This is a genomic window from Variovorax sp. CF313, from assembly GCF_000282635.1.
Classification (GTDB): domain Bacteria; phylum Pseudomonadota; class Gammaproteobacteria; order Burkholderiales; family Burkholderiaceae_C; genus Variovorax.
The window spans coordinates 1-27,000 of record NZ_AKIW01000038.1 but is presented as its reverse complement, the minus strand read 5'-3'; the positions used below and the strand labels follow the sequence as shown (position 1 = coordinate 27,000).

General features: G+C 68.7%; 29 protein-coding genes and 1 tRNA gene. 14 read left to right on the top strand and 16 right to left on the bottom strand.

The window, feature by feature from the left end:
* Nucleotides 1-54: 54 nt before the first annotated feature.
* A complete protein-coding gene (locus PMI12_RS12275; protein WP_007832627.1) occupies nucleotides 55-1,173 on the bottom strand; it encodes an AraC family transcriptional regulator in 1,119 nt (372 codons plus the stop codon).
* Nucleotides 1,174-1,279: 106 nt separating this feature from the next.
* On the opposite strand from PMI12_RS12275, the gene PMI12_RS12270 reads away from it, so the two are divergent.
* The 3 genes from PMI12_RS12270 (at nucleotide 1,280) to PMI12_RS12260 (ending at nucleotide 2,274) form a co-directional block, all read left to right on the top strand.
* Complete coding sequence (locus PMI12_RS12270; protein WP_007832625.1) at nucleotides 1,280-1,741, top strand: Rrf2 family transcriptional regulator; 462 nt, start codon at nucleotides 1,280-1,282, stop codon at nucleotides 1,739-1,741.
* A complete protein-coding gene (locus tag PMI12_RS12265) occupies nucleotides 1,731-2,135 on the top strand; it encodes an FAD-binding protein (RefSeq protein ID WP_007832623.1) in 405 nt (134 codons plus the stop codon). Before PMI12_RS12270 ends, PMI12_RS12265 begins: the two co-directional genes overlap by 11 nt.
* Nucleotides 2,136-2,198: 63 nt before the next feature.
* Nucleotides 2,199-2,274, top strand: a tRNA-Gly gene (locus tag PMI12_RS12260).
* 52 nt (nucleotides 2,275-2,326) lie between these two features.
* Here the strand turns inward: PMI12_RS12260 and fahA are convergent.
* Genes fahA through PMI12_RS12225 form a run of 7 tightly spaced genes read right to left on the bottom strand, consistent with a single transcriptional unit; the run spans nucleotide 2,327 to nucleotide 8,707 of the window.
* Nucleotides 2,327-3,649 carry a fumarylacetoacetase gene (gene fahA, locus PMI12_RS12255; protein WP_007832622.1) on the bottom strand — a complete coding sequence of 441 codons (1,323 nt, stop codon included), beginning with the start codon at nucleotides 3,647-3,649 and terminating at the stop codon, nucleotides 2,327-2,329.
* A gap of 10 nt (nucleotides 3,650-3,659) precedes the next feature.
* Nucleotides 3,660-4,466, bottom strand: coding sequence for a cyclase family protein (locus PMI12_RS12250; RefSeq protein ID WP_007832619.1), 807 nt, complete (start codon nucleotides 4,464-4,466; stop codon nucleotides 3,660-3,662).
* A gap of 52 nt (nucleotides 4,467-4,518) precedes the next feature.
* The gene (locus PMI12_RS12245) at nucleotides 4,519-5,313 is read right to left on the bottom strand and encodes an ABC transporter permease (protein ID WP_007832617.1); all 795 of its coding nucleotides are present in this window, start codon (nucleotides 5,311-5,313) and stop codon (nucleotides 4,519-4,521) included.
* A complete protein-coding gene (locus tag PMI12_RS12240; protein WP_007832616.1) occupies nucleotides 5,310-6,167 on the bottom strand; it encodes an ABC transporter permease in 858 nt (285 codons plus the stop codon). The genes PMI12_RS12245 and PMI12_RS12240 overlap by 4 nt, the downstream gene beginning before the upstream one ends.
* A complete protein-coding gene (locus tag PMI12_RS12235; protein WP_007832613.1) occupies nucleotides 6,160-7,017 on the bottom strand; it encodes an ABC transporter ATP-binding protein in 858 nt (285 codons plus the stop codon). The genes PMI12_RS12240 and PMI12_RS12235 overlap by 8 nt, the downstream gene beginning before the upstream one ends.
* A complete protein-coding gene (locus tag PMI12_RS12230; protein ID WP_007832611.1) occupies nucleotides 7,014-7,958 on the bottom strand; it encodes an ABC transporter substrate-binding protein in 945 nt (314 codons plus the stop codon). Before PMI12_RS12230 ends, PMI12_RS12235 begins: the two co-directional genes overlap by 4 nt.
* Nucleotides 7,955-8,707 carry a TetR/AcrR family transcriptional regulator gene (locus tag PMI12_RS12225; RefSeq protein WP_007832609.1) on the bottom strand — a complete coding sequence of 251 codons (753 nt, stop codon included), beginning with the start codon at nucleotides 8,705-8,707 and terminating at the stop codon, nucleotides 7,955-7,957. The genes PMI12_RS12230 and PMI12_RS12225 overlap by 4 nt, the downstream gene beginning before the upstream one ends.
* 100 nt (nucleotides 8,708-8,807) lie before the next feature.
* On the opposite strand from PMI12_RS12225, the gene PMI12_RS12220 reads away from it, so the two are divergent.
* On the top strand, nucleotides 8,808-10,802 hold the full coding sequence (locus PMI12_RS12220) for an acetoacetate--CoA ligase (RefSeq protein WP_007832607.1): 1,995 nt from the start codon (nucleotides 8,808-8,810) through the stop codon (nucleotides 10,800-10,802).
* A 32-nt stretch (nucleotides 10,803-10,834) separates the two neighbouring features.
* On the opposite strand, the gene PMI12_RS12215 is transcribed toward PMI12_RS12220, so the two are convergent.
* Entirely contained in the window at nucleotides 10,835-12,766 is a 1,932-nt protein-coding gene (locus PMI12_RS12215; RefSeq protein WP_007832605.1) for an adenylate/guanylate cyclase domain-containing protein, read from the bottom strand.
* A gap of 190 nt (nucleotides 12,767-12,956) precedes the next feature.
* On the bottom strand, nucleotides 12,957-13,670 hold the full coding sequence (locus PMI12_RS12210; protein WP_007832604.1) for a 2OG-Fe(II) oxygenase: 714 nt from the start codon (nucleotides 13,668-13,670) through the stop codon (nucleotides 12,957-12,959).
* Between the two features lie 120 nt (nucleotides 13,671-13,790).
* On the opposite strand from PMI12_RS12210, the gene PMI12_RS12205 reads away from it, so the two are divergent.
* Nucleotides 13,791-14,138, top strand: a complete 348-nt coding sequence (locus tag PMI12_RS12205) for a hypothetical protein (RefSeq protein WP_237726085.1) — start codon at nucleotides 13,791-13,793, stop codon at nucleotides 14,136-14,138.
* Nucleotides 14,135-14,932, top strand: a complete 798-nt coding sequence (locus tag PMI12_RS12200; RefSeq protein ID WP_007832599.1) for a zeta toxin family protein — start codon at nucleotides 14,135-14,137, stop codon at nucleotides 14,930-14,932. Before PMI12_RS12205 ends, PMI12_RS12200 begins: the two co-directional genes overlap by 4 nt.
* On the opposite strand, the gene PMI12_RS12195 is transcribed toward PMI12_RS12200, so the two are convergent.
* A complete protein-coding gene (locus tag PMI12_RS12195; protein ID WP_007832597.1) occupies nucleotides 14,877-15,797 on the bottom strand; it encodes a LysR substrate-binding domain-containing protein in 921 nt (306 codons plus the stop codon). The two genes, PMI12_RS12200 and PMI12_RS12195, sit on opposite strands and share 56 nt — an antisense overlap.
* Before the next feature lie 187 nt (nucleotides 15,798-15,984).
* On the opposite strand from PMI12_RS12195, the gene PMI12_RS12190 reads away from it, so the two are divergent.
* From PMI12_RS12190 to PMI12_RS12165, 6 genes are all read left to right on the top strand, one after another.
* Nucleotides 15,985-17,184 carry an acyl-CoA dehydrogenase gene (locus PMI12_RS12190; protein ID WP_007832596.1) on the top strand — a complete coding sequence of 400 codons (1,200 nt, stop codon included), beginning with the start codon at nucleotides 15,985-15,987 and terminating at the stop codon, nucleotides 17,182-17,184.
* Between the two features lie 115 nt (nucleotides 17,185-17,299).
* Complete coding sequence (locus PMI12_RS12185; RefSeq protein WP_007832594.1) at nucleotides 17,300-18,544, top strand: CaiB/BaiF CoA transferase family protein; 1,245 nt, start codon at nucleotides 17,300-17,302, stop codon at nucleotides 18,542-18,544.
* A 10-nt stretch (nucleotides 18,545-18,554) separates the two neighbouring features.
* On the top strand, nucleotides 18,555-18,983 hold the full coding sequence (locus PMI12_RS12180; RefSeq protein WP_007832591.1) for a VOC family protein: 429 nt from the start codon (nucleotides 18,555-18,557) through the stop codon (nucleotides 18,981-18,983).
* A gap of 240 nt (nucleotides 18,984-19,223) precedes the next feature.
* Nucleotides 19,224-19,604, top strand: a complete 381-nt coding sequence (locus PMI12_RS12175; protein ID WP_042673279.1) for a hypothetical protein — start codon at nucleotides 19,224-19,226, stop codon at nucleotides 19,602-19,604.
* Nucleotides 19,605-19,660: 56 nt separating this feature from the next.
* On the top strand, nucleotides 19,661-20,074 hold the full coding sequence (locus tag PMI12_RS12170; RefSeq protein WP_007832587.1) for an organic hydroperoxide resistance protein: 414 nt from the start codon (nucleotides 19,661-19,663) through the stop codon (nucleotides 20,072-20,074).
* A 110-nt stretch (nucleotides 20,075-20,184) separates the two neighbouring features.
* Nucleotides 20,185-20,820 (top strand): dihydrofolate reductase family protein, encoded by a 636-nt coding sequence (locus PMI12_RS12165; RefSeq protein WP_007832585.1) that lies wholly within the window; start codon nucleotides 20,185-20,187, stop codon nucleotides 20,818-20,820.
* A 25-nt stretch (nucleotides 20,821-20,845) separates the two neighbouring features.
* On the opposite strand, the gene PMI12_RS12160 is transcribed toward PMI12_RS12165, so the two are convergent.
* Entirely contained in the window at nucleotides 20,846-21,304 is a 459-nt protein-coding gene (locus PMI12_RS12160; protein WP_007832584.1) for a CopD family protein, read from the bottom strand.
* A 113-nt stretch (nucleotides 21,305-21,417) separates the two neighbouring features.
* Here PMI12_RS12160 and PMI12_RS12155 point away from each other — a divergent pair, with 113 nt between their 5' ends.
* Complete coding sequence (locus PMI12_RS12155) at nucleotides 21,418-22,248, top strand: isocitrate lyase/PEP mutase family protein (protein WP_007832583.1); 831 nt, start codon at nucleotides 21,418-21,420, stop codon at nucleotides 22,246-22,248.
* A gap of 5 nt (nucleotides 22,249-22,253) precedes the next feature.
* Nucleotides 22,254-22,889 carry a uracil-DNA glycosylase family protein gene (locus PMI12_RS12150; protein ID WP_007832582.1) on the top strand — a complete coding sequence of 212 codons (636 nt, stop codon included), beginning with the start codon at nucleotides 22,254-22,256 and terminating at the stop codon, nucleotides 22,887-22,889.
* Here the strand turns inward: PMI12_RS12150 and PMI12_RS12145 are convergent.
* Genes PMI12_RS12145 through PMI12_RS12130 form a run of 4 tightly spaced genes read right to left on the bottom strand, consistent with a single transcriptional unit; the run spans nucleotide 22,835 to nucleotide 26,944 of the window.
* A complete protein-coding gene (locus tag PMI12_RS12145) occupies nucleotides 22,835-24,511 on the bottom strand; it encodes an amidohydrolase (protein WP_007832581.1) in 1,677 nt (558 codons plus the stop codon). The genes PMI12_RS12150 and PMI12_RS12145 overlap by 55 nt on opposite strands.
* A gap of 1 nt (nucleotide 24,512) precedes the next feature.
* A complete protein-coding gene (locus tag PMI12_RS12140) occupies nucleotides 24,513-25,502 on the bottom strand; it encodes a tripartite tricarboxylate transporter substrate binding protein (RefSeq protein WP_007832574.1) in 990 nt (329 codons plus the stop codon).
* 59 nt (nucleotides 25,503-25,561) lie between these two features.
* Nucleotides 25,562-25,918 (bottom strand): cupin domain-containing protein, encoded by a 357-nt coding sequence (locus tag PMI12_RS12135; protein ID WP_007832571.1) that lies wholly within the window; start codon nucleotides 25,916-25,918, stop codon nucleotides 25,562-25,564.
* Between the two features lie 18 nt (nucleotides 25,919-25,936).
* On the bottom strand, nucleotides 25,937-26,944 hold the full coding sequence (locus PMI12_RS12130; protein WP_007832570.1) for a quinone oxidoreductase family protein: 1,008 nt from the start codon (nucleotides 26,942-26,944) through the stop codon (nucleotides 25,937-25,939).
* Nucleotides 26,945-27,000 lie beyond the last annotated feature (56 nt).

Genomic DNA, 27,000 nt, shown 5'->3' with positions numbered 1-27,000 from the left:
ACGCCGCCGTCGAGTCTTGCCGAAAGCCGCAAGCGCGGCTTTCGGCAAGAGATTTCAGGATCCGGCCAGCTTCTGCCTGCGGAATTCGGTGGGCGTGAGGCCGGTGGCGGCCTTGAACGCGCGGTTGAACGGGCCGATGGACTGGAAGCCCGCGGTCAATGCGATGGTCAGCACTGGCAGCTCGCGCTTGGAAGAATCGGCCAGCGCCGCCATCGCCTCGGCCAGGCGGAGGCCGTTGACGAAGGCGTTGAAGTTGCGATGCCCCAGCCGCTGGTTGATGAGGCGGCGCAGGCGGTATTCCGGCACTGACAGCCGGGCGGCCAGGCCGGCGATGCTCAGGTCTTCGCTGCGGTAGGCATGTTCCACCGCCATGGCGTGCCGCAAGGACTCCGCGAGGCGGTCCTCGGCGGGGTCGGGGGCTTGTTCGGGCTCGGGTTCCGCAGGCGCGACGGGGACTGGTGCGACGGTCTCTTGCGCAGGAATCGCAACGGGCGCCCGTGAAGCCGGAAACAGCTCCGACCCCGCCAGCCGCACCATCCGCCATGCCACCACGGCCACGATCAGCAGCAGCATCGCCACATCGGCCGTCGCCGACAGGCTCGACAGCCGGCCCTGCGGCGAGGCCAGCCGCACGGCCAGCATGCCGATGCTGTAGCCGACGCCCGCCACCACGATGAACGCGCGCAGCCGGCGCCGTCCCTCCACCAGGTCTGCCCGCCACTGCGAAGCCGCCGCCATCGCGGCCAGCACCGCGAACACCAGCGGCACCGCGCGCTGCAGGCCCAGCGTCACCGGCGCGAGCACCGAGGCGCTGCCTGCCACGACCGCGCAATTGAGCGCGGCCAGCGCCGCCACCGCGAGCCACGCGGCGACGTGCATCGGCCGCAGCCGGAAGTTGTCGTCGAACAGCGCTTGCACGAACACCCAGAACAGCACGGCGTTGCCGACGGAGACCGCGACAAAGGGCGCCTGCCACCCGCGCGGCACGAGCGCTTCGAACAGCGGCGTGGAGCCGATGGCCTGCACGCACAGGCCGAGCGCGAGCAGCACGCCCGCGCGCGCGACCGGCAGGCGAGGGCGGTCGCGCCCGAGGACCAGCGCGAGCACCAGCAGCAAGGCCAGCAGCACGCCGCGCAGGGCAGCGTCGAGAAGGGTGGTCGGTGTGGGCGTCATGGCGGGGTCGATTCTCGTGCCTGTGCCGTGACAAGCGATGCGGCATGCCGAACTCCCGAAGACCCTTCGGCACGTCATGGAAAACTTATGCAACTAATAATGTTGCATGAAACGAGACAGCAGGCTTTCGGGCGTTCTCCATGTGCTGCTGCACATGGCCGAGATGAACTGCCCCGTCACGTCCGAGGCGCTAGCGGCCGCGATGCACACCAACCCGGTCGTCGTGCGCCGCGTCATGGCCGGCCTGCGGCAGTCGGGCTTCGTCAGTTCGGCCAAGGGCCATGGCGGAGGCTGGGTGCTGTCGTGCTCGCTCGCGGCAGTCACGCTGGGCGACATCCACAACGCCGTCGGCGCGCCCGCGCTGCTGGCCATGGGCAACCGCACCGAGAGCCCGGGCTGCATCGTCGAGCAGGCCGTGAACGCGGCGCTCGACGGCGCCTTCCAGGAGGCCGAGGCGCTGCTGCTGAAGCGCTTCGACAGCATCACGCTGGCCGATCTTTCCAGGGACTTCCACCGCCGCATGACAGGCGGCGGCTTCACATTGAAGGACATCGAACATGCGCCATGACGCTCTGGTCGTGGGCGGCAGTTTTGCCGGCCTTTCCGCTGCGATGCAACTGGCTCGCGCGCGCAGGAACGTGTGCGTCGTCGACGCGGGCGCGCCGCGCAACCGCTTCGCCGCCGCGTCGCACGGCTTCTTCGGGCAGGACGGCACGCCGCCGCTGGAGATGATTGCCGGCGCGCGCGACAAGCTGCTCGCCTATCCATCCGTCGAGTTCATCAAGGGCAGCGTGGTGGCCGGGAGCGCGGACGGCGCCGGAGGCTTCACGGTGTCGCTGCACGGCGGGGAAGAGATCTCGACGCACAAGCTGCTGCTGTCGTTCGGCGTGCAGGACGGCCTGCCCGACATCGGGTTGATGGCCGGCGTGTCGATGCACCGGTCGCTGGTATTCGGTGCTTGAACGAACTTTTTTCTCGGGCTCGGTAAAAACGGTCTCAATTCACCCTATAATCGAGGGCTCCACGCGGGAGTAGCTCAGTTGGTAGAGCGCAACCTTGCCAAGGTTGAGGTCGAGAGTTCGAGACTCTTCTCCCGCTCCAGATTAAAGAAAAGGCCACCTCATCGGGTGGCCTTTTTCTTTGGCGCTTCTGCTCAACTCCTGGCTGGCAGCACCGTTCCACGGCTCTCCCCGAAACCGATGCGCGCATGCCCCGGCTTCTCGCACCAGCCGCGCAGCAGCACCGCATCGCCGTCTTCAAGAAAACCACGCTGTTCGCCATTGGCCAGCGTCACCGGGCTTTGCGCTGCGCGCGTCAGCTCGATGATTGCGCCGGCCTCGCCCGCGCCGGGCCCCGAGATCGTGCCGCTGCCGAACAGGTCGCCCGGGTTCAGGCTGCAGCCGCCCATCGTGTGGTGCGCCACCATCTGCGCGACGCTCCAATACTGGTGCCTGAAGCTCGTGGACGACAGGCGCGACGGCCCGGCCTTGTCCTTGCGCGCCTTCTCGCTTTCGAGCCAGACCTCCAGGCGGATGTCGAGCGCGCCGCTCTCGCGGTTCGCCGTACTTTCCAGATACGCGAGCGGCTGGGGCTCGTGGGCCGCCCGCGTCCAGGCCTGGCGGTAGGGCGCGAGCGCTTCCATCGTCACGATCCATGGCGAGATCGTGGTCGCGAAGTTCTTCGCCAGGAACGGCCCGAGCGGCGCCATCTCCCAGAACTGGATGTCGCGCGCCGACCAGTCGTTGAGCAGGCAGATGCCGAAGATGTGTTCGTCCGCGCGTTCGAGCGGAATGGGTTCGCCCTGCGGGTTGCCGATGCCGATCCACACGCCGAGCTCCAGCTCGTAGTCGAGCCGCGCGCAGGCCTGGTACGTGGGCGCCTTCGCGCCCGGCGCCATCGCCTGCCCCATCGGCCGGTGAAAGCGCTGGCCGCTCACGCCGATGGTCGACACCCGCCCGTGGTACGCAGTCGGAATCCAGCGGAAGTTGGGCGTCACGTCGCCGTCGGGGTTCATCAGGCGGCTGATGTTCAGCGCATGGTCGATCGATGTGTAGAAGTCGGTGTAGTCGCCGATGCGCGCGGGCACGGTGTATTCGACCTCGGCCTGCGGCACCAGGCATTCGCGCACGGCCTGCACCGAGGCCACGGGCGCGTCGTTCTTCAGCAGGTCGAACAGTGCGTGGCGCAACGCCTTCCACGCGGAGCGGCCGAGCGCGAAGAAGTCGTTCAATGCCGGCAATGCGGCGGCGCGCGCCGCGTCGAGCGCCAGGCCGTCGAGCTGCTGGCGCGCGACCAGCGCGGCGAGGTCGAGCACCTCGCCGCCGATGGCGATGCCGCCGCGAAACGGCTCGGCGCTGCCCGCGCGGCGGAACACAGCGTGCGGCAGGTTCTGGATCGGGAAGTCGCCGCCTGCCGCATTGGCCGATTCGACCCAGCTGCGCGCGTGGAGGTCGTGCGTGCGGTTGAGCGCGTTCATGAATCGGCCCTCACACCGACGCCATCAGCGCATCGTCGAAGATCGCCACCGCGCGCGTCCACCCGGCCGACGCGCCGCGGATCTTGTGCGGGAAGCAGCTGATGAAGAAGCCCGTGGGCGGCAGCGCCTCGAGGTTGTGCAGCTTCTCGATGTGGCAATAGCCGATGTCGCGCCCGGCCTTGTGGCCTTCCCAGATCAGCGAGGCGTCGTGCGTCTCGCCGTACTTCTTTGCGGTGTGCACGAAGGGCGCGTCCCAGCTCCATGCGTCGGTGCCTGTGAGGCGCACGCCGCGTTCCAGCAGGTACATCGTCGCCTCGTAGCCCATGCCTGCGCCGGCCGACACGTAGTCCGGATGGCCGTAGCGCGAACCGGCGCGCGTGTTGACCACCACGATCTCCAGCGGGCTCAGCGTGTGGCCGATGCGCTTGAGTTCGGCCTCGACGTCGTCGGCCGTGACCACGTAGCCATCGGCGAAGTGCCGGAAGTCGAGCTTCACGCCCGGCTGGAAGCACCATTCGAGCGGTACGTCATGGATGGCGATGGCGGGCTTCTTCTCACCCAGCGCCTTGTCCATGGTCGAGTGGAAGTGATAGGGCGCATCGAGGTGCGTGCCGTTGTGCGTCGACAGCTGCACCAGTTCCACGGCCCAGCCTTCGCCGTCGGGCAGGTCTTCCTTTTTCAAGCCGGGAAAGAAGGGTTCGATCTGCTCGTAGGTCTGCTCATGCGTGAAGTACTGGATCTTCGGCGCGAAGGCCGGTGGATCGGAGAGCACATCGTTTTCGAGAAAGATCGAGAGATCGACGAATTTGCGTGGCATGAAGAGGCTCCTTGTGGGGTGTTCGTGTTTGGGGAGAGAAGCAATCGGGGAGTCAGGGGCGCTGCCAACGCAGCAGCCGTCGCTCGGCAAGGGCCAGCAGCGCGTTGCTCACGAAGCCGATGAGTCCGAGCAGCACGATGCCGGCGAACAGGTCGCTCACGCGGAAGGCGCGCGCCGCCAGCAGGATGGCCTGGCCCAGGCCGCTTTGCGAGGCGATCATTTCGCCCACCACCGCGACGACCAGCGCGATGGTCAGCGCGAGCCGCATGCCGGCCAGGATGTCGGGCATGGCGTTGGGCAGGCCCATCTTCCAGGTGTACGCCGCGCGCGACATCTGCAGGCAGCGCGCCACTTCCGAAAGGCGTGGCTCCACGGCCGCGAAGCCGTGCACCGTGGCCAGCAGCACCGGCCACATCGCGCCGAATGCGACCACGAAGAGCACCATGCCGGGGTTCAGCCCGAAGATGGAGATGGCCAGCGGCAGCAGCGCCGAGGCGGGCAGCGGGCGGATGAATTCCAGCGTCGGCTGCACCCACGCACGCACCTGGGGCGATACGCCGATGGCCGCGCCCAGCAGCACGCCGAAAAGCGACGCGAGCAGCCAGCCTTCGACCATGCGGCCGACCGTGGCCTGCGTGAAGGCGAGCAGTTCACCGTTGCCTGAATTGCCCGAAGAGAGATTGAGCCCTTCGAGCAGGCTCGCAAACGTGGCCTGCGGCGTCGGCAAAAACACGCGGCTGACCCAGCCCGCGTTGCTCGCCACCCACCACAGCGCGACCAGTGCGAGCAGCATGCCCACCGACCCCAGCCACCCCAAGCCGAACCGGTCGTTGCGGTGGTTGTTCATGGCTGCACCCCCATGCGCCGTGCGACCCAGGCCTGCAGCCGCACCATGCCCGCGTTGACCGCGAAGCCGACTACGCCGATCCAGCCCAGCCACGCGAGCATCAGCGCGGGGTCGAAGCTCTGCTGAGCGATCATCATCGCGTAGCCCATGCCGTTGGGGTTGGCCGCGATCTCCACCGTCACGGCCACCACCAGCGCCACCGCCACGCCCAGCCGCAGCGCGACGAACAGGCGCGGCACGATGGCCGGCAGCACGATCTTGAAGGCCCGCTCGCGCGACGACAGTCCCAGCACGCGGCTCACCTCGAGCAGCCGCGGCTCGACCTGCTGCACCGCCGACTGCACCAATACCAGCAGCGGCCAGAAGGTGGCGAATGCGACGATGGCCAGCTCCATGCGCACGCCGAATCCGAAGCCCAGCATCGCGAGCGGAATCAGCGCTACGGATGGCACGGGCCGAAGTACTTCGATGGAGACAGAGCCGAGCTGCGCCGCGCGGCGCGAGAGCCCGAGCACCAGCCCCAGCGCAATGCCGAGCACGGCGCCCAGCAGCAGGCCGAGTGCCGCCGTGCCGAGCGTGAAGCCTGTGGCCTGCCAGAGCGAGCCGTCCATGGCCGCGCCGACGAAGGCCTTCGCCGCCGCGCTCGGCGGTGCGAGCGCATCGCTGCCCAGCGCGGCCGCGCGCCGCGCGTACCACTCGAACAGAGCCAGGAGCAGCAGCGGCAGTACAAAGGGACGGACCTTGCCAGGAACACCGCGGAACCGGCTTCGCCGGGCCGCAGGTGTTGCCCCCGACGAGGGGGTAGGCGAAGCGACACGAAGTGCGCGAAGACGACTGGGGGTGTGCCTAGTCATGGCCCTGCTCGATGAAGGCGAAGAGTTCGCGCCGCAGGTGCAGGTATTCCGGATGCTCCTTGGTCGTGAGCTGGTCGCGCGGGCGCGGGATCTTCACGTCGATCATCCGCGCGAGGCTCGGCCGCCCCGGCCCGGGGTTGGCCTGCAGCGCGATCACGCGGTCGCCGAGGTAGATGGCTTCTTCGAGGTCGTGCGTGACGAACAGCACCGTGAGCCCGTCGTCGCGCACCAGCCGCGCCAGCTCGTCCTGCAGGCTCTGGCGCGTGAGCGCGTCCAGCGCGCCGAAGGGCTCGTCCATCATCATCAGGTCGGGCTTCTGCGCGAGGCAGCGGGCGATCTGTGCGCGCTGCTGCATGCCGCCCGACAACTGCACCGGAAACTTGTGCGCATGCTTCGCGAGGCCGACCTTGGCGAGCACATCGGCAATGCGCGGCGCGCGTTCCGCTGCCGGCACGCCGGCCGCTTCCAGTGCGAGGCTCACGTTGCCTTCCACCGTGCGCCAGGGCAGCAGCGCGCGGCCGTAGTCCTGGAACACGAAAGCCACTTCGCGCGAGGGCTCGGTCATCTTCGCGCCGTTGCGCCGCACCTCGCCCGCGCTCGCGCTGACGAGCCCGCTGGCCGCGCGCAGCAACGTGGTCTTGCCGCAGCCGCTCGGGCCGACGATGCAGACGAACTCGCCGCGCGCCACGTCGAACGAGGTGGGCGACAGGATCTCGCGTCCGCCGAGGCGGATGGTCACGCCGTCGAAGCACAGGAAGGGGGTGGCTTGCATCGTGGGGACGGTCGGCGAACGAAAGGCGCTCGCCGACAGTGCGGCGCGCGCGGTGACGGGGGCGGGTGCTGCGATCACTTCGCCACCAGCTTCGCCACGTCGATGCTCGTCTTGAGCATTTCCTGCTCCTTCATCAGCCCGGTCCAGTAGGCGAGCTGCTTTTCCGTCACCACGGGGCCGGGCGGCGAGATCTGCACCTTGGCCAGCACCTCGGGCGGGAGCTTGATGTACTTGCCGATGGCCGCGCGCACCTTGGCGTCGTTCCTCGGCTGCTGCATAAAGGCGGCCGATTCGACCAGCGCCTCGCGGAACGCGCGCGCAGCGGCCGGGTTCTTCGCCACCCACTCGCGCTTGGCCGCATGCACGATGGTCTGGTTGTTCTCCGGCAGGAAGGTCGAGTAGTACGAGGCCACGTAGCCCGCGCCACTCTCGGTGATGCGGCTCATGAACGGGTCGGCCGACACCACCGCATCGACCGAGCCGCCGCGCAGCAGGTCGGCGTGCTGCGGGAACGCGGCCTCGACGAAGTTCACCTTGCGGTAGTCCACGCCGCTGTCCTTCAGCCACGCGCGGAAGGTCACGTGCAGGAAGGCGCCGAGGCCCGGCACGCCGATCTTCTTGCCCACGCAGTCCTGCGGCCCCTTGATGCCCGAGCCCGCGCGCGCCACCAGGCCGAAGCCGGTGATCGTCTTCGAGGTGAGGCCGCCGCCGGCCACCAGCACGAGGTCCAGGCCGCCATCCACCGCCTGCAGGAACACCGAGGGCGTGGGTCCGCCAATCTGCAGCGAGTCGGACTGCAGCGCCGCCGGGATCGTCGAATTCAGCGGAATGAACTTGAGCTCGACGTCGAGGTTGCGCTTCTTGAAGTAGCCCTCTTCGGCCGCCACGAACACCGAGGCGAAGTCGGTCACGGCCGTGTAGCCGAACACGATCTTCGGGTTGGACTGGGCGCGCGAAGGCAGTGCGGCGGAGGCCGATGCCGCGGCAAGCGCCGACAGCAGGGTGCGTCGTTTCATCATGTCTTTTGTCTCCTGGGGGTGGTTCTCGTGCGTGGGGTTCTGGCGGTCTTCGGGCGCGGCAGTGCGGCGCGCAGGCCGCCGACGATGAAGTTCACGAGCATCGGCGCCACGGCCGGGTCGGCGCGCCTGTTCTCGCCGCGCGTGAGGCGTTCGATGCGGCTGTCGTTCAGGTGGTGCAGCAGCGCGCCCAGCGCGAACTGGTAGCCCCAGGCCGCCTGGCTGCGCGTGGCGTGCGGCAGCGCGAGGTGCAGCGCGTCGATGTAGGCCTCGGCCAGCGGGTCGAAGTAGCTGCGCAGCACGCGGTCGGCTTCCTCGGTGGCGTGGTAGAGCTCGCGCGCCACCAGCAGCGCGTAGTACTCGCCCTCGGCGCTCGCGCGCAGCGCCAGCACGGGCGCGGTGAAGGCATCGATGATGCGCGGCAGCGTGCGCGCGTCGTCGGGGTCGACGTTCACCGCTGCCAGTCCCGCGAGCCGCGCCTCGATGGAATGGCTCCAGTGTTCGAAGATCGCGTGAAACAGCTCGTGCTTCTGGCCGTAGTAGTAGCCCACCAGCGCCAGCGGCACGCCGGCCTCTTCGGCGATCTGGCGGATTGTCACTACGTGGTAGCCGTGCTGCGCAAAAAGTTTCTCGGCCGCCAGCAGGATCGCCTGCTTGCGGTCGGGCCGCGCAGTCTCGATGGTGACTGCGGCGGGGGCTGGCGTCGCGGCACGCGAGGTGCTGCGCCTTGCGGTGGGTGTGCGGGTGCTCATCGGGGCGTATTGAACGCTTGTACAAAAACATTGAACACACGTACAAACCCTGAGGTCAACCCCCATTGAGCACGCTCGTTCGCGGCGCTACGCTCGTGCCATGCCCGCCCCCAACATCCCCCAGGTCCGCCTCTATCAAGACTGGCTGCGCGAGACGCGCGGCCTTCGCTTCGACAGCTACGACGCCCTGTGGCGCTGGTCCGTCACCGAGCTCGACGCCTTCTGGCAGAGCATCTGGGATTACGCCCGCATCGAGTCGCCCACTCCGCACACGGCCGTGCTCGCCGAGCCGCGCATGCCCGGCGCGCGCTGGTTCCCCGGCGCGCAGGTCAACTACGCCCGCGAGGTGCTGCGCCATGTCGACGCGGCGCACGCGGCCGGCATGCCCGCCATCGTGAGCGACAACGAGCGCGGCGAAGTGCGCGAGATGTCGTGGCCGGAGATGCGGCGCCAGGTCGCGTCGGTCGCGCTCATGCTCAAGTCGCTCGGCGTGCGGCGCGGCGACCGCGTTGCGGCCTACATGCCCAACGTGCCCGAGACCATGGTCGCGTTCCTCGCATGCTCCAGCATCGGCGCGATCTGGAGCGTGTGCGCGCCCGACATGGGCACGGCCGCCGTGGCCGACCGCTTTCGCCAGATCGAACCCAAGGTGCTGATCGCCGTCGACGGCGTGCACTATGGCGGCAAGCCGCTCGACCGCAGCGCCGTGCTGCAGGAGCTGCGCGGCCAGCTGCCGAGCGTGCAGAAGCTGTTGCTCTTGAAGTCGCCGTATGCCGCCAGCGCCGTGCCGCACGACGTCGAATGGACACAGGCCATCGCGCGCAACGATGCCGAGGTCGCCGCCTTCGAGCCCGAATGGCTGCCCTTCGACCATCCGATCTGGATCGTCTATTCGAGCGGCACCACAGGCCTGCCCAAGCCCATCGTGCACGGGCAGGGCGGCATCATCCTCACCATGCATGCCTGCGGCCTGCACAACGACGTGGGCGCGAGCTACGGCGCCAACAACTTCGGCGAGCGCTACCACTGGTACAGCTCCACGGGCTGGGTCATGTGGAACTCGCAGCTCTCGGGCATGGCCTTCGGCGCCACCATCTGCATCTATGACGGCAACCCGGCGGGCAGCAAGGAGAAGCCCGACTGGGGCGTGCTGTGGCGCTTCGTCGCGAAGCACCGCGTCACCTTCTTCGGCGCGGGTGCGGCCTATTTCACCAACTGCATGAAGTCGGGCCTCGTCGCGAAGGAATGCGGCGATCTCTCGCGCGTGCGGGCGCTCGGCAGCACCGGCTCGCCGCTGCCCGAGGAGGTACAGCGCTGGGGCTCGCAGCAGATCCTCGACGCGGGCTCGAAGGAGGTGTGGTGGTGCAACATCTCCGGCGGCACCGATTTCTGCGGCGCTTTTGTCGGCGGCAACCGCGACCTGCCCGAAGTGCCGGGCCAGATGCAGTGCCGCGAGCTGGGCCATTCGGTCGAGGCCTGGAACGAGAACGGCCAGCCCGTCGTCGGCGAGGTCGGCGAGCTGGTGTGCACCAAGCCGATTCCGTCGATGCCGCTCTACTTCTGGGGCGACGAGGGCAACGCGCGCTACCTGTCGAGCTACTTCGACACCTATCCCGGCGTATGGCGCCACGGCGACTGGATCAAGATCGGCACCGACGGCGGCTGCATCATCTACGGCCGCAGCGACGCCACCATCAATCGCCAGGGCCTGCGCATGGGCACGAGCGAGATCTACAGCGCGGTCGAGGGCCTGCCCGAGGTGCTCGACTCGATGGTGGTCGATCTCGAATACCTGGGCCGCGACAGCTACATGCCGCTGTTCGTGGTGCTGCGCCCCGGCGTGGCGCTCGACGAGGCCATGCGCGCGAAGATCAACAACGCCATCAAGACTTCGCTGTCGCCTCGCTTCGCGCCCAACGACATCTTCCAGGTGGCCGAGATCCCGCGCACGCTCTCGGGCAAGAAGCAGGAGCTGCCGATCAAGAAGCTGCTGCTGGGTCAGCCGATCGAGAAGGTGGTCAACCGCGAGGCGATGGCCAACCCCGGCAGCCTCGACTGGTTCGTGGCCTTTGCCGCGCAGCGTGCCTCCGCATGATGGGCGCGTGAGCTTCGCGCCCACGAGCAAGCTCAGGCCGTGAGCTCATAGAGCACCATGCGCGTCTGCCGGCCGCGCAGCTCCACCAATTCCTCGATGCGGCGTGCATGAAGCCGGCCGCCGAGCCCCGCGAAGGTGGCCTCGGAAATCAGCGTCTGCGTTCCGAGCTGCTTGTTGATGCCTTCGATGCGGCTCGCCACGTTGATCGCGTCGCCGAACGCGGTGTAGGACAGCCGGTCGTTCGAGCCGAGCACCCCCGCGATCACCATGCCGGTGTGGATGCCGATGCGGGTGCGGAACCTCGGCAGCCCCTGCTCGTGCCACTTGCGGTTGAGTTCGTCCATCTCCACGTGCAGCTCCAGCGCGGCCACGCAGGCCTGGTATTCCGCGTCCTTCAGGTCGGAGGGCGCTCCCCACAGCACCATGATGCCGTCGCCGATGAACTTGTCGACCACGCCGCCGTGCCGCGCGAACACGCCCGCCGCCAGGTTGAAGTACTCCGTCAGCATGCCCACCAGCACGTCGGTGTCCAGCGATTCCGAGATCGAGGTGAAGCCCTCCACGTCGGTGAACATCACGGTCACGCGGCGCGACGAACCGGAGGGCGCGAGCGCATGGCCCTCGTCGATCAGCTGGTTGATCACGTCCACCGGCACGAACTTGCTGAAGGCCTTCAGGCTGCGCGCCGAGTCGTCCAGCGCCTGGTCCAGGTGCTGGATCTCGAGCACGCGGCTCGGTTCGCGCGGCAGGTTGTCGAGTTCCAGCAGGCCGATGCTGCGCGCGATGTGCGAGAGGTTCTCCACCGGCGAGGTCACCAGCTTCGACAGCTTCAGCGAGATGAACAGCGCGATGGCCAGGAAGGCCAGCGCCAGCAACAGGCCCCACAGCACCGCGCGGTTCAGTTCGCCCAGCAGCATGTCTTCGGGCACCCAGCTCACGAGCTGCCATCCGGTGCTGGGAATGCGCGAGGCCTGCACCAGGTAGCGGCGACCTTCGTAGGTAAAGGAGAACTTCTTGTTCGAGCCACTGTCCGCCGTGCCGCCGATCACCGTGTTCGCGTACAAGGCGCCGAGCACGCCGGCCGGCGGCTCCAGCTGATGCAGCACGCCCGGCATGTCGCTGCGCGCGAGCACCCGGGCGTCGGCGCTCAGCAGGGCGCTGTCGCCGTAGCCGTCGTTGCTGAACTGGCGCACGAATTCCGACAGCCGCCCCAGCGACACATCGCCCGCCACCACCATGGCCTGCGCCGCGCTGTCCGCATAGCTGCGCTGGCTCGGCAGCGCGTAGGTCACGCCCAGCTCCTGCGCGGCGGCGAATACGTATGGCTGCGTCCAGACCGGCCCCTGTGCCTTGCGGGCCTGCACATACCAGCCGCGTTGCGTCGGGTCGTAGCTGCTGCGGAAGGCCGCGAGGCGCTGCGTGGCGAAGCGCTGCTGCACGTCGGCCTCGGCGTCCTGGGGCAGCATGTACTGCCACGTCTCGGTGGTGAATCCCGCGCCGCGCTCGATATGGCGCATGGCCGGCACAGGGTAGCGCAGTGCCATCAGCATCTGGCCCTTCTCGTTGCTGACGTAGATGCTGTCGAGCTCGGGCGACTGCTGCAGCAGCGTCCAGAGCAGCTCGGCTGTTCTTTCGGCGTGTTCGCCCGCCGGGCGCAGGCTGGGGGCTGTGCCCACAGCGTTGACGACCGACTCGGCCTTCTGCAGGAAGGCCAGCACCTTGTCTTCGGTGCGGTGGTGGTTGGCCTTGTGCGCGGACACGCCGATGCGCGACACCAGCCGCTGCGACCCCCAGTAGCCCAGCGAGACCAGCAACAGCGACTGTGTCAGCGCCACGGCACTGACGATGGTGCCCACGTCCACCCTGAAGCGGCGCGAACGCCCGGGCGGTGCGGCCGGCGCGGCCGCAGTTTCGATCGACGGCTTTCCCGCCGCTTCCGGATTCCCGGACGACTTCTTGTTCATACAGCTCCCTGACGACCATTCGAGCGCGCCCGCTGCATCGAGGCCGCGGGCCGCTTCCGGCGGGCTCACGGCCCCGATCGTTGGTGTCGGGGATCCTGGTGGGCGCCGGAGGCAGGCGTGATTTTCGCTCGACTTCGCCCTTCGGGCGCGGCGGCCCGGGCCTGCCGGGACCGGCCGCGGCAGCGGCTCGTCAGCGGGCGTCGTGAAAGATGATGCCCAGCGTATGCCGCCGCCCCGAGCGCACGCGGCTCACGCCGTGGCGCATCGTCACGCGGTAGCTGCCGCGCGTGCCCGCCACCGGCCGCTGATTGACCGCGAAGATCGCCGCCTCGCCCTGCGCGAGTGACACCACCTCGACGCGCGACTGCATGCGCGGGCGCTGTTCGGTCAGCACGAACTCGCCGCCGGTGAAGTCTTCGCCGGGCCGGTTCAGCAGCACGGTGAGCTGCAACGGGAACTGCAGGTCGCCGTACAGGTCCTGGTGCAGGCAGTTGTAGTCGCCCTCGTCGTAGCGCAGCAGCAGCGGGGTGGGGCGCAGCTGGCCCGCCGCGTGGCAGCGCGCGAGGTAGGCCGCGTGGTCCGGCGGGTAGTCGGCCGGAAGGCCCATTGCCGCGGCCCATGCATTGGCCAGCGGCGCGAGGCGTTCGTACAGCGCGCCGCGCCATGCCGCGAGCTTTGGCGGCAGCGGGTTGGCGAAGTACTGGTACTCGCCCTGGCCGAAGCCGTGGCGCTGCATGACGACGCGGCTGCGGAAGTGGCGGGGCTGGTCGTACATGGCCGCGAGGGCGGCGCATTCCTTCGGAGTGAAGAGCGCGGCGCCGGTGGTGGCGCAGCCGCGGGTGGCAAGGTCGTCTTCGATGCGGGGCCAGTCGAGGGCGTCGACCTGGGAGGCTGGGGCTGTCATGCGCGCAGTGTCTCGCCTGCGGGCCTGCGAGGCTCGCCGTTTCCGGACGCGGGTATGCGGCGGTGCGGGCTTTGGCGCAGCAGGTGGCAGGCGGCTTCCGTTTTGAGCGATCATCCGGCCATGGCAAGAGCAAAAACCATCGCACGCGAAGGCTCGGCAGGGCAAATGGTCCAGGGCCGATCGGTTGCGACCCTGGGGCGCGGCATGGCGCTGGTCAAGGTCGGCAAGGCTCCGCGCGCCGTGGTCCGCCCCGAGGACAACACGACGGAACTGTTGAAGAAGGCGGCCCGCGCACTCGACAAGCCCGGCATCGACAGGTCGGTCGTCTTCCGCGGACCCAACGCGGCCCGGATATTCGCCTACTCCGCCTACCCGCAGGACCCGACCCAGGTCATTCGCGAAGCAGCCGACGGCACCAAGGTCATTGGCCGCCTGGTCGACGGCAGGTTCCGCGCGAGCAAGGCGTGAGCCGCCGCCCACCGAAGCTCGGGAAGCTCCTCGAGCAGACGCGCGGCCCGCGTCCGGTGGCCTTCGTCCTGGCGGGCCACAACGGCTCCGGAAAATCCACGCTCTGGTATTCGCGCCTGGCGGCATCGCTGCAGATGCCGCTGATCAACGCCGACCGGATGATGATGTCCATCCTGCCGGATGCCGACCCCGCCACCGGGCACATCCCCGCCTGGGCCCAGCGCCTGCGCGACGACGACGAGAAATGGCAGGTCCTGTCGCAGGAAGGCGTGCGCGCCTTCAAGAGCCTGGTGATGGACCAGCGCATGCCGTTTGCGTTCGAGACGGTGTTCTCCCACTGGAAGCCGCTGCCCGGCGGCGGCCATGCGTCGAAGGCGGACGACATCCGCGCGATGCAGGAGGCGGGGTATTTCGTCGTGCTGCTTTTCGTCGGCCTGGTCTCGGTGGACATGTCCATCTTCCGCGTGAGCACCCGCAAGCAGCAGGGCGGCCACGACGTGGACCGCGGGAAGCTGGTCGAGCGCTTTCCCCGCACGCAGGCAGCGGTCGGCCATGCGGCACAGATCGCGAACATGACGCTGATGTTCGACAACAGCCGTTCCGGGAAGAGCGCTTTCGCACTGGTGCGGGCGCAGGCGAAAAAGTCGGTCCTGTTCGATGCGCGCGATCCCAAGTTCGACATGGACCCTGAACTGCGGGCCGTCTGCGATCCGTGGCTCGAGAAGGTCGCCGGCCCCTTCAAGCCGTCTCGCGCCCGGGCTCCTGCCGTGCCTGCGCCAGCAGCCAGTCGCTGAAGAACTTCAGCAGCGGCCGCTGGTCGGCGCGCTCCGGCGTCACGAGGTAGTAGTTGCGCTCGCCCGACAGCGGCCGCGCGCAGGCCACCACCAGTTCGCCGCGCGCCAGTTCGTCGGCCACCAGCATCGTCGGCATCAGCGCCACGCCGAGCCCGTGCGACGCGGCCGCGGCCAATATCGAGAACAGCTCGTAGCGCGGGCCGCCGCGCGCATTGGGCGCGTCGATCTGCTGCGCATCGAACCACTGGCGCCAGCCGTCGGGCCGGGTGCTCTGCTGCAGCAGCGGCATCTTCGCGATGGCTGCCGGCGCCACGGCCTTGCCGCGCGGCAGCAGGGAAGGGCTGCACACCGGCACCACGTCTTCATGCATCAGCAGCAGCGCGTGCGTGCCGGCCCAGTTCTCGACCTGTGCGGGCGTGCCGGCATACAGCGCCGCGTCGAACTCCGCATCGGCGAACAGGAAGGGGCGGGTGCGCGTCTCGATGTGCACCACCACGTCGGGCTGCAGTGCCGCAAAGCCCTTCAGGCGCGGCATCAGCCAGCGCGTCGCAAACGTGGGCACGGCCGCCAGCGAGAGCGAGCCGCCTTCGCCCTGGTGGGCCATTGCGTCGAGCGTGTCGCGCTCCATCGCTTCCAGCCGCTTGGTGATCTGCCGCGCGTAGGCCGCGCCGCTGGCCGTGAGCGCCACGCCGTGCCGCGTGCGGCGGAACAGCGCCACGCCGAGGAAGGCTTCGAGCGTGCCGATCTGGCGCGACACGGCGCTTTGGGTGAGCGCCAGTTCCTGCGCAGCGCGGGTGTAGCTCTCGTGGCGCGCGGCGGCGTCGAAGCACACGAGGGTTTGCAGGGGTGGGATCTTGCGGCGCATGTATGCCTCGGGTGTATGTATGAAACCTCGGCCTCACCAATGGAGAGGCCGATCGAACATCTTGCAAGACATTCTACGAACGCATATCTGGGTGCGGAATCATCGTTTGCGTCATGCCCCCCGCATGGCTAGCATCGGCCCCATTCCCCCTCTTTTCACCTTTCCCCTAATTTCCGGAGACAGCCACATGGCCGCCAAAGCGCAATTCCACTGGGACGACCCCCTTCTTCTCGACCAGCAACTGACCGACGAAGAACGCATGATCCGCGACGCGGCCAATGCCTACTGCCAGGAGCGCCTCGCGCCCCGCGTCATCGAGGGCTTCCGCACCGGCGAGACCGACCCCGCCATCTTTCGCGAAATGGGCGCACTCGGCCTGCTCGGCCCCACGATCCCCGAGCAATACGGCGGCCCCGGCCTCAACTACGTGGCCTATGGCCTGATCGCCCGCGAAGTCGAGCGCGTCGACTCCGGCTACCGCTCGATGGCCAGCGTGCAGAGCTCGCTGGTGATGGTGCCCATCTTCGAATTCGGCACCGAAGGCCAGAAGCAGAAGTACCTGCCCAAGCTCGCCACCGGCGAATGGATCGGCTGCTTCGGCCTGACCGAACCCGACCACGGCTCCGACCCCGGCAGCATGGCCACGCGCGCCAAGAAGGTGCCGGGCGGCTATTCGCTCAGCGGCTCGAAGATGTGGATCAGCAACTCGCCCATCGCCGACGTGTTCGTGGTGTGGGCCAAGGAAGTCAGCGAAAGCGGCACCGTGGGCCCGATCCGCGGCTTCGTGCTCGAGAAGGGCATGAAGGGCCTGAGCGCCCCCGCGATCCACGGCAAGGTCGGCCTGCGCGCCAGCATCACTGGCGAAATCGTCATGGACGGCGTGTTCTGCCCTGAAGAAAACGCCTTCCCCGAAGTGCAGGGCCTCAAGGGCCCGTTCACCTGCCTGAACAGCGCCCGCTACGGCATCTCGTGGGGCGCGCTCGGTGCCGCCGAAGACTGCTGGCACCGCGCCCGCCAGTACACGCTGGACCGCAAGCAGTTCGGCCGCCCGCTGGCCGCCAACCAGCTCATCCAGAAGAAGCTGGCCGACATGCAGACCGAGATCACGCTGGGCCTGCAAGGCAGCCTGCGCCTGGGCCGCATGAAGGACGAAGGCATTGCTGCCGTCGAAATCACCTCGATCATGAAGCGCAACAACTGCGGCAAGTCGCTCGACATCGCCCGCATGGCGCGCGACATGATGGGCGGCAACGGCATCAGCGACGAGTTCGGCGTGGCACGCCACCTGGTGAACCTGGAAGTGGTCAACACCTACGAAGGCACGCACGACATCCACGCGCTCATTCTGGGCCGCGCCATCACCGGCATCGCAGCGTTTTCGAACTAACCCCCAGTCTTACTCACTTCGTGTAGACGCCAACCCCCTTTCAGGGGGCGATGCCAGCGGCCCGGCAAAGCCGGTTCCGCGGCATCCCTCGAACTGCAAGACAACACTGACGTAGATGACGATGAACAAACCTGCTGCGGCACTCGACGGCATCAAGGTCCTCGATCTGTCCCGCGTGCTCGCGGGCCCGTGGTGCACGCAGATCCTCGCGGACCTGGGCGCCGACGTCGTCAAGATCGAACGCCCCGGCGTCGGCGACGACACGCGCACCTGGGGCCCGCCCTTCATCAAGGACGCGGACGGCAACGATACCGACCAGGCCAGCTACTTCACGTCCTGCAACCGCAACAAGCGCTCGGTCACCATCGACATGGCCACGCCCGACGGGCAGGCGCTGCTCAGGCAGATGGCAGCGCAGGCCGACATCGTGGTGGAGAACTTCAAGACCGGCGGCCTGAAGCAATACGGCCTCGACCACGAGAGCCTGCGCGCGGCCAACCCGCGCCTCATCTACTGCAGCGTGACCGGCTTCGGCCACGACGGCCCGTACGCCGAGCGCGCGGGCTACGACCTGATGATCCAGGCCATGACCGGCATGATGAGCATCACCGGCCGCCCCGACGACGTGCCCGGCGGCGGTCCGCTGCGCGTGGGCGTGGCGCTGACCGACCTGTTCACCGGCGTCTACGCCAGCACGGCCATCCTCGCGGCGCTGCAGGTGCGCGACCGCACCGGCGAAGGCCAGCACATCGACATGGCACTGCTCGACGTGGGCATGGCCATCCTCGCGAACCAGGCCAGCGCCTTCCTCAACACCGGCAAGGCGCCCGGGCGCCAGGGCAACACGCACCCGAGCCTCGCGCCTTATCAAGACTTTCCGACGCAGGATGGTTCGATGCTGCTGGCCATCGGCAACAACGGGCAGTTCGCGCGCTTCTGCGAAGCGGCCGGCCACGCGGAATGGGCGAGCGACGCACGCTTCGCGACCAACACGCTGCGCGTGAAGCACCGCCTGGTGCTGATCCCCATGATGGAAGAACTCACGCGCACCCGCACCACGGCCGCGTGGGTCGCGCTGCTCGAGGACAAGGCCGTGCCCTGCGGCCCGATCAATGACATCGCGCAGGCCTTCGACGATGCGCAAGTCCAGGCGCGCGGCCTGAAGGTCACGCTGCCGCGCGACGCGGGCGACGGCATCGCCAGCATCTCCGGCGTGGCGAGCCCGCTGCGCCTGTCGGCCACGCCGCCGGTGCTGCGCCATGCGCCGCCGGCGCTGGGGCAGCACACGCAGGAAGTGCTGGCGGAAATGGGCATCGATGCGGCACGCTTCGATGCCCTGCGCTCAGCCGGCGTAGTCTGAAGAGGCGCACATGACGAGACCGGTGCGCCCGCCGTTCTCGGTGCTGCGCATCGACCACATCGTGCTGCGCGTGAAGGACATGGAACGCGCCGTCGCGTTCTATGTCGACGTGCTCGGATGCAACGTCGAGAAGCGCCGCGACGACCTGGGCCTGGTGCACCTGCGTGCCGGCGCCAGCCTCATCGATCTCGTCACACCCGACGGCCCGCTGGGCCGCCAGGGCGGTGCGTTGCCCGGCGCCGAGGGCCGCAACGTCGACCACCTCTGCTTGCGCATCGAGCCCTTCGACGAAGCGGACATCCGCGCGCTGATGGCGCGCCACGGCGTGGCCCTTCACGGCGATGTGCAGAACAACTTCGGCGCCGAGGGCTACGGCCCGTCGATCTACCTGAGCGACCCCGACGGCAACACCGTCGAGCTCAAGGGCCCGGCCGCCTAGCTGCAGCCCGGCCGCCAGGCTGCTCCTGAGCGCCCGCTCTTCGGTTTTCTCTTTCGGTTTGTACGCCACTGTGTCTGGCCGGCGCAGCGTACACACGCGCATGCAAATCTGCCGGTGGCCCGACACATCGTGGATACAGCCCGCCGATGTAATTCATGCATCGCCACCGACGACACATGCACCGAGGAGGCGATGGTGTTCAACCGACTCCTTCACCCTTCGTCTTTGAAAGACATTGCCATGAAAACCACCAAGCTCCTGATCGCCGCCGCCGCTCTTTCCGCTTTCGCCATCGGCGCCAGCGCAGAGGACTACCAGGGCGTCCTGCAATTCCAGTCGTCCGCCAGCCGCACCGCCGTGCAAGCCGCGGGTGTGGTCGCCGCGCACGGTGCCGACCCGTACGCCGACGGCGCCACCGCAGGCGTGCCCGCCGTCATGGCCGGCCTGAGCGACCGTGCCCAGGCTCGCGCCGGCGCCATCGCCGCGGCCCGCGCCGGCAACATCTACGCAGACGGTGCAGGCGCCGGCCCCGACGAGCGCTTCACCAGCACGCTGGACCGCGCCGCGGTGCGCGCCCAGGCCGTTGCCACGGCCCACGGCATCGACCGCCTGGCCCTCTGAGCCCGGCCCGCACAACGCCACTTCCACCACGATCCCCTCTCATCCAAAGAAGCACCATGACCGACAAGCAAGTTCTCTACACCGGCAAGACCCACACCACCGGCGGCCGCCAGGGCGCATCGCGCAGCAGCGACGGCAACCTCGACATCCAGCTGTCGCCCCCCGGCGGCAACGGCACGGGCACCAACCCCGAGCAACTGTTCGCGGCCGGCTGGTCGGCCTGCTTCATCGGTGCCATGGGCAAGGCCGCGGGCGGCCTGAAGGTCAAGCTGCCGGCCGACCTGGCGGTGGATGCCGAGGTCGACCTGGTGCTGCAGGAAGGCCAGTACGTGCTGCAGGCGCGCCTGGACGTGAGCCTGCCGGGCCTGGACCGCGAGACCGCGCGCGCCGTGGTCGACACCGCGCACCAGACCTGTCCTTACTCCAAGCTCACGCGCGGCAACATCCATGTCGAGCTGAATCTGGCCTGAGCCTTTTCGCCGATATGCGCGAGCCCGCCCCCTGTTTGCAGCGGGCGGGCTCGCGCATAGACTCCGCCTTCTCTGCAACCCAGGCCGGCTTCGCCGCCGGAAAGCGACGTATGAGCAGCAAGGTCTTCTTCGACGTGGGCATCTCGCTCGACGGGTACATGGCCGGCCCGAACGCCAGCCCCGGCAATCCGATGGGCGACGGCGGCCGCGCCATGCACGGCTGGATCTTCCAGACCGCCACCTTCCGCGAAATCCTCGGCATTCCCGGCGGAGGTGGCGAGCAGGGCACACCCGACGACGCGCGGGTCCAGCATGTGTTCGCACGCACCGGTGCCTACGTCATGGGCCGGCGCATGTTCGACGAAGGCGAGGTCGGCTGGCCCGAGAACCCGCCGTTCCGCGGGCCCGTGTACGTGCTCACGCATTCGCCGCGCGAACCCTGGGTGCGCCAGGGCGGCACCACCTTCCATTTCGTGACCGACGGCCTCGCGAGCGCGCTGGCGCAAGCCAAGGCCGCGGCCGGCGGCAAGGACGTGCGCATCTCCGGCGGCATCGACACCGTCCGCCAGGCCATCAGGGCAGGCTTGCTCGACGAATGCACGATCCACGTCGCGCCGAACCTGCTGGGCGCGGGAAAGCGGCTGCTCGACGGCCTCGCACCCGGCGAGATGAAGCTGGTGCCCGTGCGCGCCGACGGCTCGGCGCTGGTGACGCACCTGGACTACCGTTTCGCCCAGGCTTCGTGAGGCAGGGGAGCGTGGCGGGCGCTGCCTACCCCGCCCGTCCCATGGTCGCTACCCCGAACACCACGACCCCCAGCGCCAGGTTCACCGTCACCAGCTGGCGCACGGTGTTCAGCCGCGCGGCCGCCGCTGGCCATGCGCTTTCGTCCACCGCGCGCCGCAGCGCCCTGAACACCGACGCGCGGATGTAGACATAGATCGCGGCCATCACGATCGCGATGCTCATCATCGCCTCGATGCGCCAGTGCACGGCGCGGAAGCCGCCGGCCGCGAGGATCATCGTCACGCCGGTCACGAACAGCAGCGTGACGGCCGCATCCACGCCGACGAAGAAGCGCCGCAGCGTCGCGGCCATCATGCGCAGCCGCAGCGGCGGCTCCAGCGTGGCGACCGCCGATGGGCGCACCGCGAAGTGCATGGTGGCCATGCCGCCGACCCAGAAGGCGGCGCACAGCAGGTGGATGAAAAGTGCAATGACGTAGGACATGGGGCGCGATCAGACACCGAAATGCCGGACTGTGCAACGTCGTGACGTGCGGACAGGGCCGCGTCAGAATGCGGAGCTCGCCGTCGCGCATACCCAAAGAAAGCCAGGCTCCCATGACCCGCACCATCGCCCAGAAACGCGCCGACTTCCGCGCCCTTCACGAACGAGGCTGCTTCGTCATCCCGAACCCCTGGGACACGGGCAGCGCGCGCTACCTCGAAGGCCTGGGCTTCAAGGCACTGGCCACCACCAGCTCCGGTTTCGCGTGGTCGCAAGGCCATGCCGACGGCGCGATGTCGCGCGAATCGATCCTTGCTCATCTGCGTGAGCTGGTGGATGCCACCGACTTGCCCGTGAACGCCGACTTCGAGAACGGTTTTGCCGTCGACGCGCAAGGCGTGGCCGAGAGCGTGCGCCTGGCCATCGAGACCGGCGTGGCGGGCCTGTCGATCGAGGACTCCACCGGCAACGCGGCCGATCCGCTCTTTGCCATCGACGGGGCGGTCGATCGCATGCGCGCCGCGCGCCAGGCCATCGACGCCTCGGGCGCCGACGTGCTGCTGGTGGGCCGCGCCGAGAACTTCTTTGTCGGCCGGCCCGACCTCGACGACGCCGTCGCGCGGCTCAAGGCCTACGCGAACGCGGGCGCCGACTGCCTCTACGCGCCCGGCATCAAGACCCGCGAGCAGATCGCGGCGGTGGTCGCGGCCGTGGCGCCCAAGCCGGTCAACCTGCTGGTCGGCGGGGTCAGCGAACTGCGCATGGTGGACATCGCCGAACTGGGCGTGCGCCGCGTCAGCGTGGGCGGCGGCATGGCGCGCGCGGCCTGGGGCGGCTTCATGCGCGCCGCGCGCACGCTCGCGGACGAGGGCCGCTTCGACGGTTTCGCGGATGCTGCGGCGGGAAGCGAACTCAACGCTTTCTTCCGTCCGTTCGCCGGCTGAGGCCCGTGGACGCGCTGCTCGCCGAGATCCGCAGCTGCCGCGTCTGCGCCGAACACCTGCCGTTGGGGCCGCGTCCCGTTGTGCAGGCCAGTGCCGGCGCGCGGCTGCTGATCGTCGGGCAGGCGCCCAGCCTCACCGTTCACAAGACCGGCGTGCCGTGGGACGACAAGAGCGGTGAGCAACTGCGCCGCTGGCTCGGCGTCGACCGCGCCACTTTCTACGACGCGGCACGCATCGCGCTCATGCCGATGGGCTACTGCTATCCCGGCCGCGGTAACAGCGGCGACCTGCCGCCGCGCAAGGAATGCGCGCCGCTGTGGCAAGACAGGCTGCTCGCGCAGATGCCGCGCATCGAGCTGACATTGCTCATCGGCCAGTACGCGCAGCGCCACTTCCTGGGCAAGACCGCGCGCGCCAACGTGACCGAGACGGTCGAGGCCTTTGCCGACTACGCACCGCGCTTCATTCCGCTGCCGCATCCGTCGCCGCGCAACACGGGCTGGTTCAAGCACCACCCGTGGTTCGAGAGCGAGGTGCTGCCGGTGCTGCGCGAGCGCGTGCGGCACGCGTTGGGGCCCGTCTTGTCTTATGGCGCCGTGGCCGCCGAAGTGCCCGCCGCCTCGAAAGGCCGCGCGGCGTAGACCACACGCCCGCCTACCACCGTCATCAGCGACACCGTCTTGCCGATGCGCTCCAGCGGCACGGTGAAGAAGTCCTGGTCGAGCACAGCGAAGTCCGCGAGCTTGCCGACCTCCAGCGTGCCGCGCCTGCCCTCGTCGAAGCTGAACCACGCGCTGCCCGCCGTGTAGAGCCGCAGCGCCTGCTCGCGCGTGGGTGTCTCGTCGGGCCCGCGCATCATCTTGCCGCTCACCGTCTTGCCGTCGAGCATCCACTGCAGCGCGACGAAGGGGTTGTACGAGGCCACGCGATGCGCATCGGTGCCAGCGCCCACGTTCACGCCGGTGCGCAGGGCCGTGCCGATGGGCGGCATGCGCCTTGCCGCGTCGCCACGCACGGCGAGCACGCGGTCGCCCTGGAAGTACATCGCGTCCTGCATGGTCCAGCCGATGCCCAGCGCCTTCATGCGCGCGAGCGTCTCGGGCGAAGCATCGTCCAGGTGCGCGATGGACCAGCGCAGGCCATTGATCGGCACCTCGGCGTTCAGCTTTTCGTACAGCCCGAGCAGATGATCGACCGAGCCGTTCTCCTGCCAATGGATGGTGACCGCGAGCTTCTTCGTGGCCGCCCACCTGATGAGCTCGTAGAACTTCGCCTTCACCACTTCGTCGGGGAAGTTGTTGTTGTACATCGCGAGCGTCACGCGCTCGCCCAGGCCGTTGAACTTCAGCATGTCGTCGCCGAAGCCCATCGGCAGCATCTGCGTGAGGTCGCGAAACTCCTGCAGCTCGGCGCCGGGCTTCTGTGCGAACACGCTGTAGGCCACGCGCAGCGTCAGCGCCTTCTCGCGCCACAGCTCGAACAGCGCCGCGTACTGCGAGGGCGCAATGCTGAAGCCGCCCGGGTCCACCAGGCCGGTGATGCCGAGCCGGTTAAGCTCGGTGAAGAAGGCGCGCGTGCCCGCTACGTTGTCGTCGTAGGTCGGCTTGGGCAGCTTGTCGAACAGGGCCGAGATGCCGACGATGTCGCCGGTCATCCAGCCCGGCGCGCCGTCGGGCGAGGGCTTCATGCCCGCAGGCAGGGTGCCGGCGGGAACGCCGAGTGCCTCGAGCGCCTTGGGCGTCATCACCACCGCTTCGTAGAAGAGCTGCACGTACACCGGGTGGTCCGGCGCGGCCTCCTGCAGCTCGGCCATCGTCGGACGCCGGCGCTCGGCGAACTGCTGCTCGGTCCAGCCGCCTGCAACGATCAGCCAGCCGCCGGGGCGGGCATTGGCAGCGGCGGTGCGGATGCGCGCCATGGCTTCGGCGATGGTGCCTGCGCCGATCCAGTTGACTTCGGTCGAATAGCTCAACGCCGCGCGCACCGCGTGCATGTGCGAGTCGATGAGACCGGGAATGACGGTGCGTCCGCCCGCATCGACGGCGCGTGTCGCGGAGCCCGAGAGTGCGCGCATCTGCGCGGCATTGCCGACGGCCACGATGCGGCCGTCGCGCACGGCGAGTGCTTGCGCGGTGGTGCCGGCGGCATCGAGCGTGGCGATCTTCGCGTTGATGACGACGAGGTCGGCCGGCTGCGCCTGCGCGGCGCCGGGCATGAGAAAGCCGGCGACGAGGGCGGCCGCCGTGAAGAGCGTGCGGGTCATGTCAGTCGACCTTGATGCTCGCGGCCTTGACCACCTGCTGGGCCTTGCCGGTCTCGTCCACGAGGAACTTGTTGAACTGCGCCGAAGGCATGGTGAACGGCTCGGCGCCGAGCTTCTCCAGCCGTTCCTTCAGCTCGGGCGACACCATGATCTTCGCGACCTCCGCCTGCAGCCGGTCGACCACCGGCTGCGGCGTCTTCGCGGGCGCGAACAGGCCGACCCAGAACAGGTACTCCGAGCCCGGCACGCCGGCCTCCGAGGTGGTCGGCGCATCGGGCAGCGCCGACGAGCGCTTGCCCGTGCCCACGGCCAGCGCCTGCAGCCTGCCGGTCTTGATGAGCGGCAGGGCGGACACCATCGGCGCGAAGAACCAGTCGACGCGCCCGGCCATCACCTCGGTCATGGCCTCGGGCGTGCCACGGAACGGCACGTGCTGCGCGTCGATGCCGGCCGCGAGGCGGAACACCTCGGCGTTCATGTGCGTGGCCGAGCCGTTGCCCGCCGAGCCGTAGTTGAAGCCGCCGGGCTTGGCCTTGGCCTTCGCGACGAGGTCCTGCACGTTCGCGAAATGCGAGGGCGCGGTGACCAGCACGTTGGGCAGGCTGGCCATCGGCGTGATGCCGGTGAAGTCCTTGATCGTGTCGTACGACAGGCCTTTGTAGATCCACGGGTTCACGAGGTGGCCGGCCGAATGCACCAGCAGCGTGTAGCCATCGGCCGGCGACTTGGCCGCAATGGCCGCGCCCAGCGTGCCTCCGGCACCGGGCTTGTTGTCGACGATCACGCTGGTGCCCAGTGCGGGCCCGAGCTTCTCGGCCACGAGGCGCGCGACGATGTCGGTGCCGCTGCCTGCGGTGAAGGGCACGACCAGCTTGATCGGCTGCGTGCCCGGCCACGGGCCCTGTGCGTGGGCGCCGGTCAGCGCGCAGGCGGCCAAGGCTGCTGCCGCCGCCAGTGTCTGCCTGCGGCTCCATGGGGATGTCTTCTTCATGCGTCTTGTCTCCGTTGAATTGTTCGATGAGCGATGAATGACCGAAAGAGGGGAGGCCGCTACGCCGGTGGCGCGTTCGGCATCACCAGCGCGACCAGCACCGGCCGGTTGCTCCGGTTCTCCAGCTGGCGCTTTTCACCGGGCGCGAAGCGGCAGCTGTCGTAGGGCTCGAGCACGTCTTCCTGGTGTGCGCCGTCGATCTCGCCGACCACGTGCAGCTGGCCTTCGAGCACGAGATACAGCTTTTCCATCGGCGAGCCGTCGAGACCGGTGTGGCCGCCTGGAAGGATCTGGCTCACGCCCATCCACATCTGCGTGGACGGCCCGGCCTCTTTGCCTTGCAGCCGCAGGCAGCGCATGTCGAAATGGTTGGGCGCCTCGTAGTGCGGCGCTTCGTTGAAACGGGTCACGTGCATGGTCGGGTGCTCCAGGGTTCAGGGTCGCAGCACGACGCGGTCGGTGCTGCCCGAGAGCACCAGCCGGTAGGCGTCGATCGCTTCGTCGAGCGTGAAGCTGCGTGCGACGGGAAAGGGCTTCAGCGTGCCGCGCTCGAAGCCTTCGCGCATGGCGTCGAGCTGCGCGGTGCTGGCGATGCAGTCCATCGCCAGCGAGTCGATGCCCACATAGGTGTGCATGCCCCGGTAGAACGCGAAGATGTCGAAGGGCACCGCGCGCTCGTGCGTGGCGATGAAGATCTGCGTCGCACCCTTGGCCATCGCCTTGTTGGCGGCCTCGAAGTAGGCGCTGCCGACGGTGTTGTAGACGATGTGCGCACCGCGCCCGTCGGTGAGTTCGCGCACCTGAGCGCCCACGTCGGCGTGGTGGCGCGCATCGATCACGTCCACCGGTCCGCTGGCAAAGCCCTCGAAGGGACCGGCATGCCGCTGTACCGCGATCACGCGTGCGCCGGCCTGCGAGGCCAGCTGCACCGCAGCCTGCCCGACTTTGCCGTTGGCGCCGAGCACCAGCACTGTCTGGCCCGCCTGCGGCATGCCGCTGCGGCGAAAGCCTTCGTAAGCGGTGACGAAGGGCACGCCCACCGCGCCGGCTTCGTCCATCGAGATGCCTTGGGGCTTGGCGCGCAGCGCCTGCTCGGGCAGCACGAGGTAGCGCGCATGCGAGCCGTCGCGTGTGATGCCGATGTCACCACCGGAGCCGTAGACCTCGCGGCCGATCCATTCGGATGGTCCGCTCACGACTGTGCCTGCGAAGTCGCGCCCCGGAGTGCGGGGCCACACGGCCTGCGGCATGAGGCCCAGCGTTGCTTTTACGTCGCTCGGGTTCACTGCGGCGGCGGCGATGCGTACCACGGCATGGCCGGACGGCGGGGCGGGTTCTGCCTGTGGCGAGGCGTGTAGTCGCAGCGCGTCGAGGTTGGCGGCTTTCTCGTTCACGCGCAATGCGCGGGAGGTGTGGGTCGTGTGCATGGCCGCGACGTTCATTTTTGGCTTCCTGCTTGCTGTGTTTGGGATTGCTTGTGTTCGGGGCGCGTGCACAG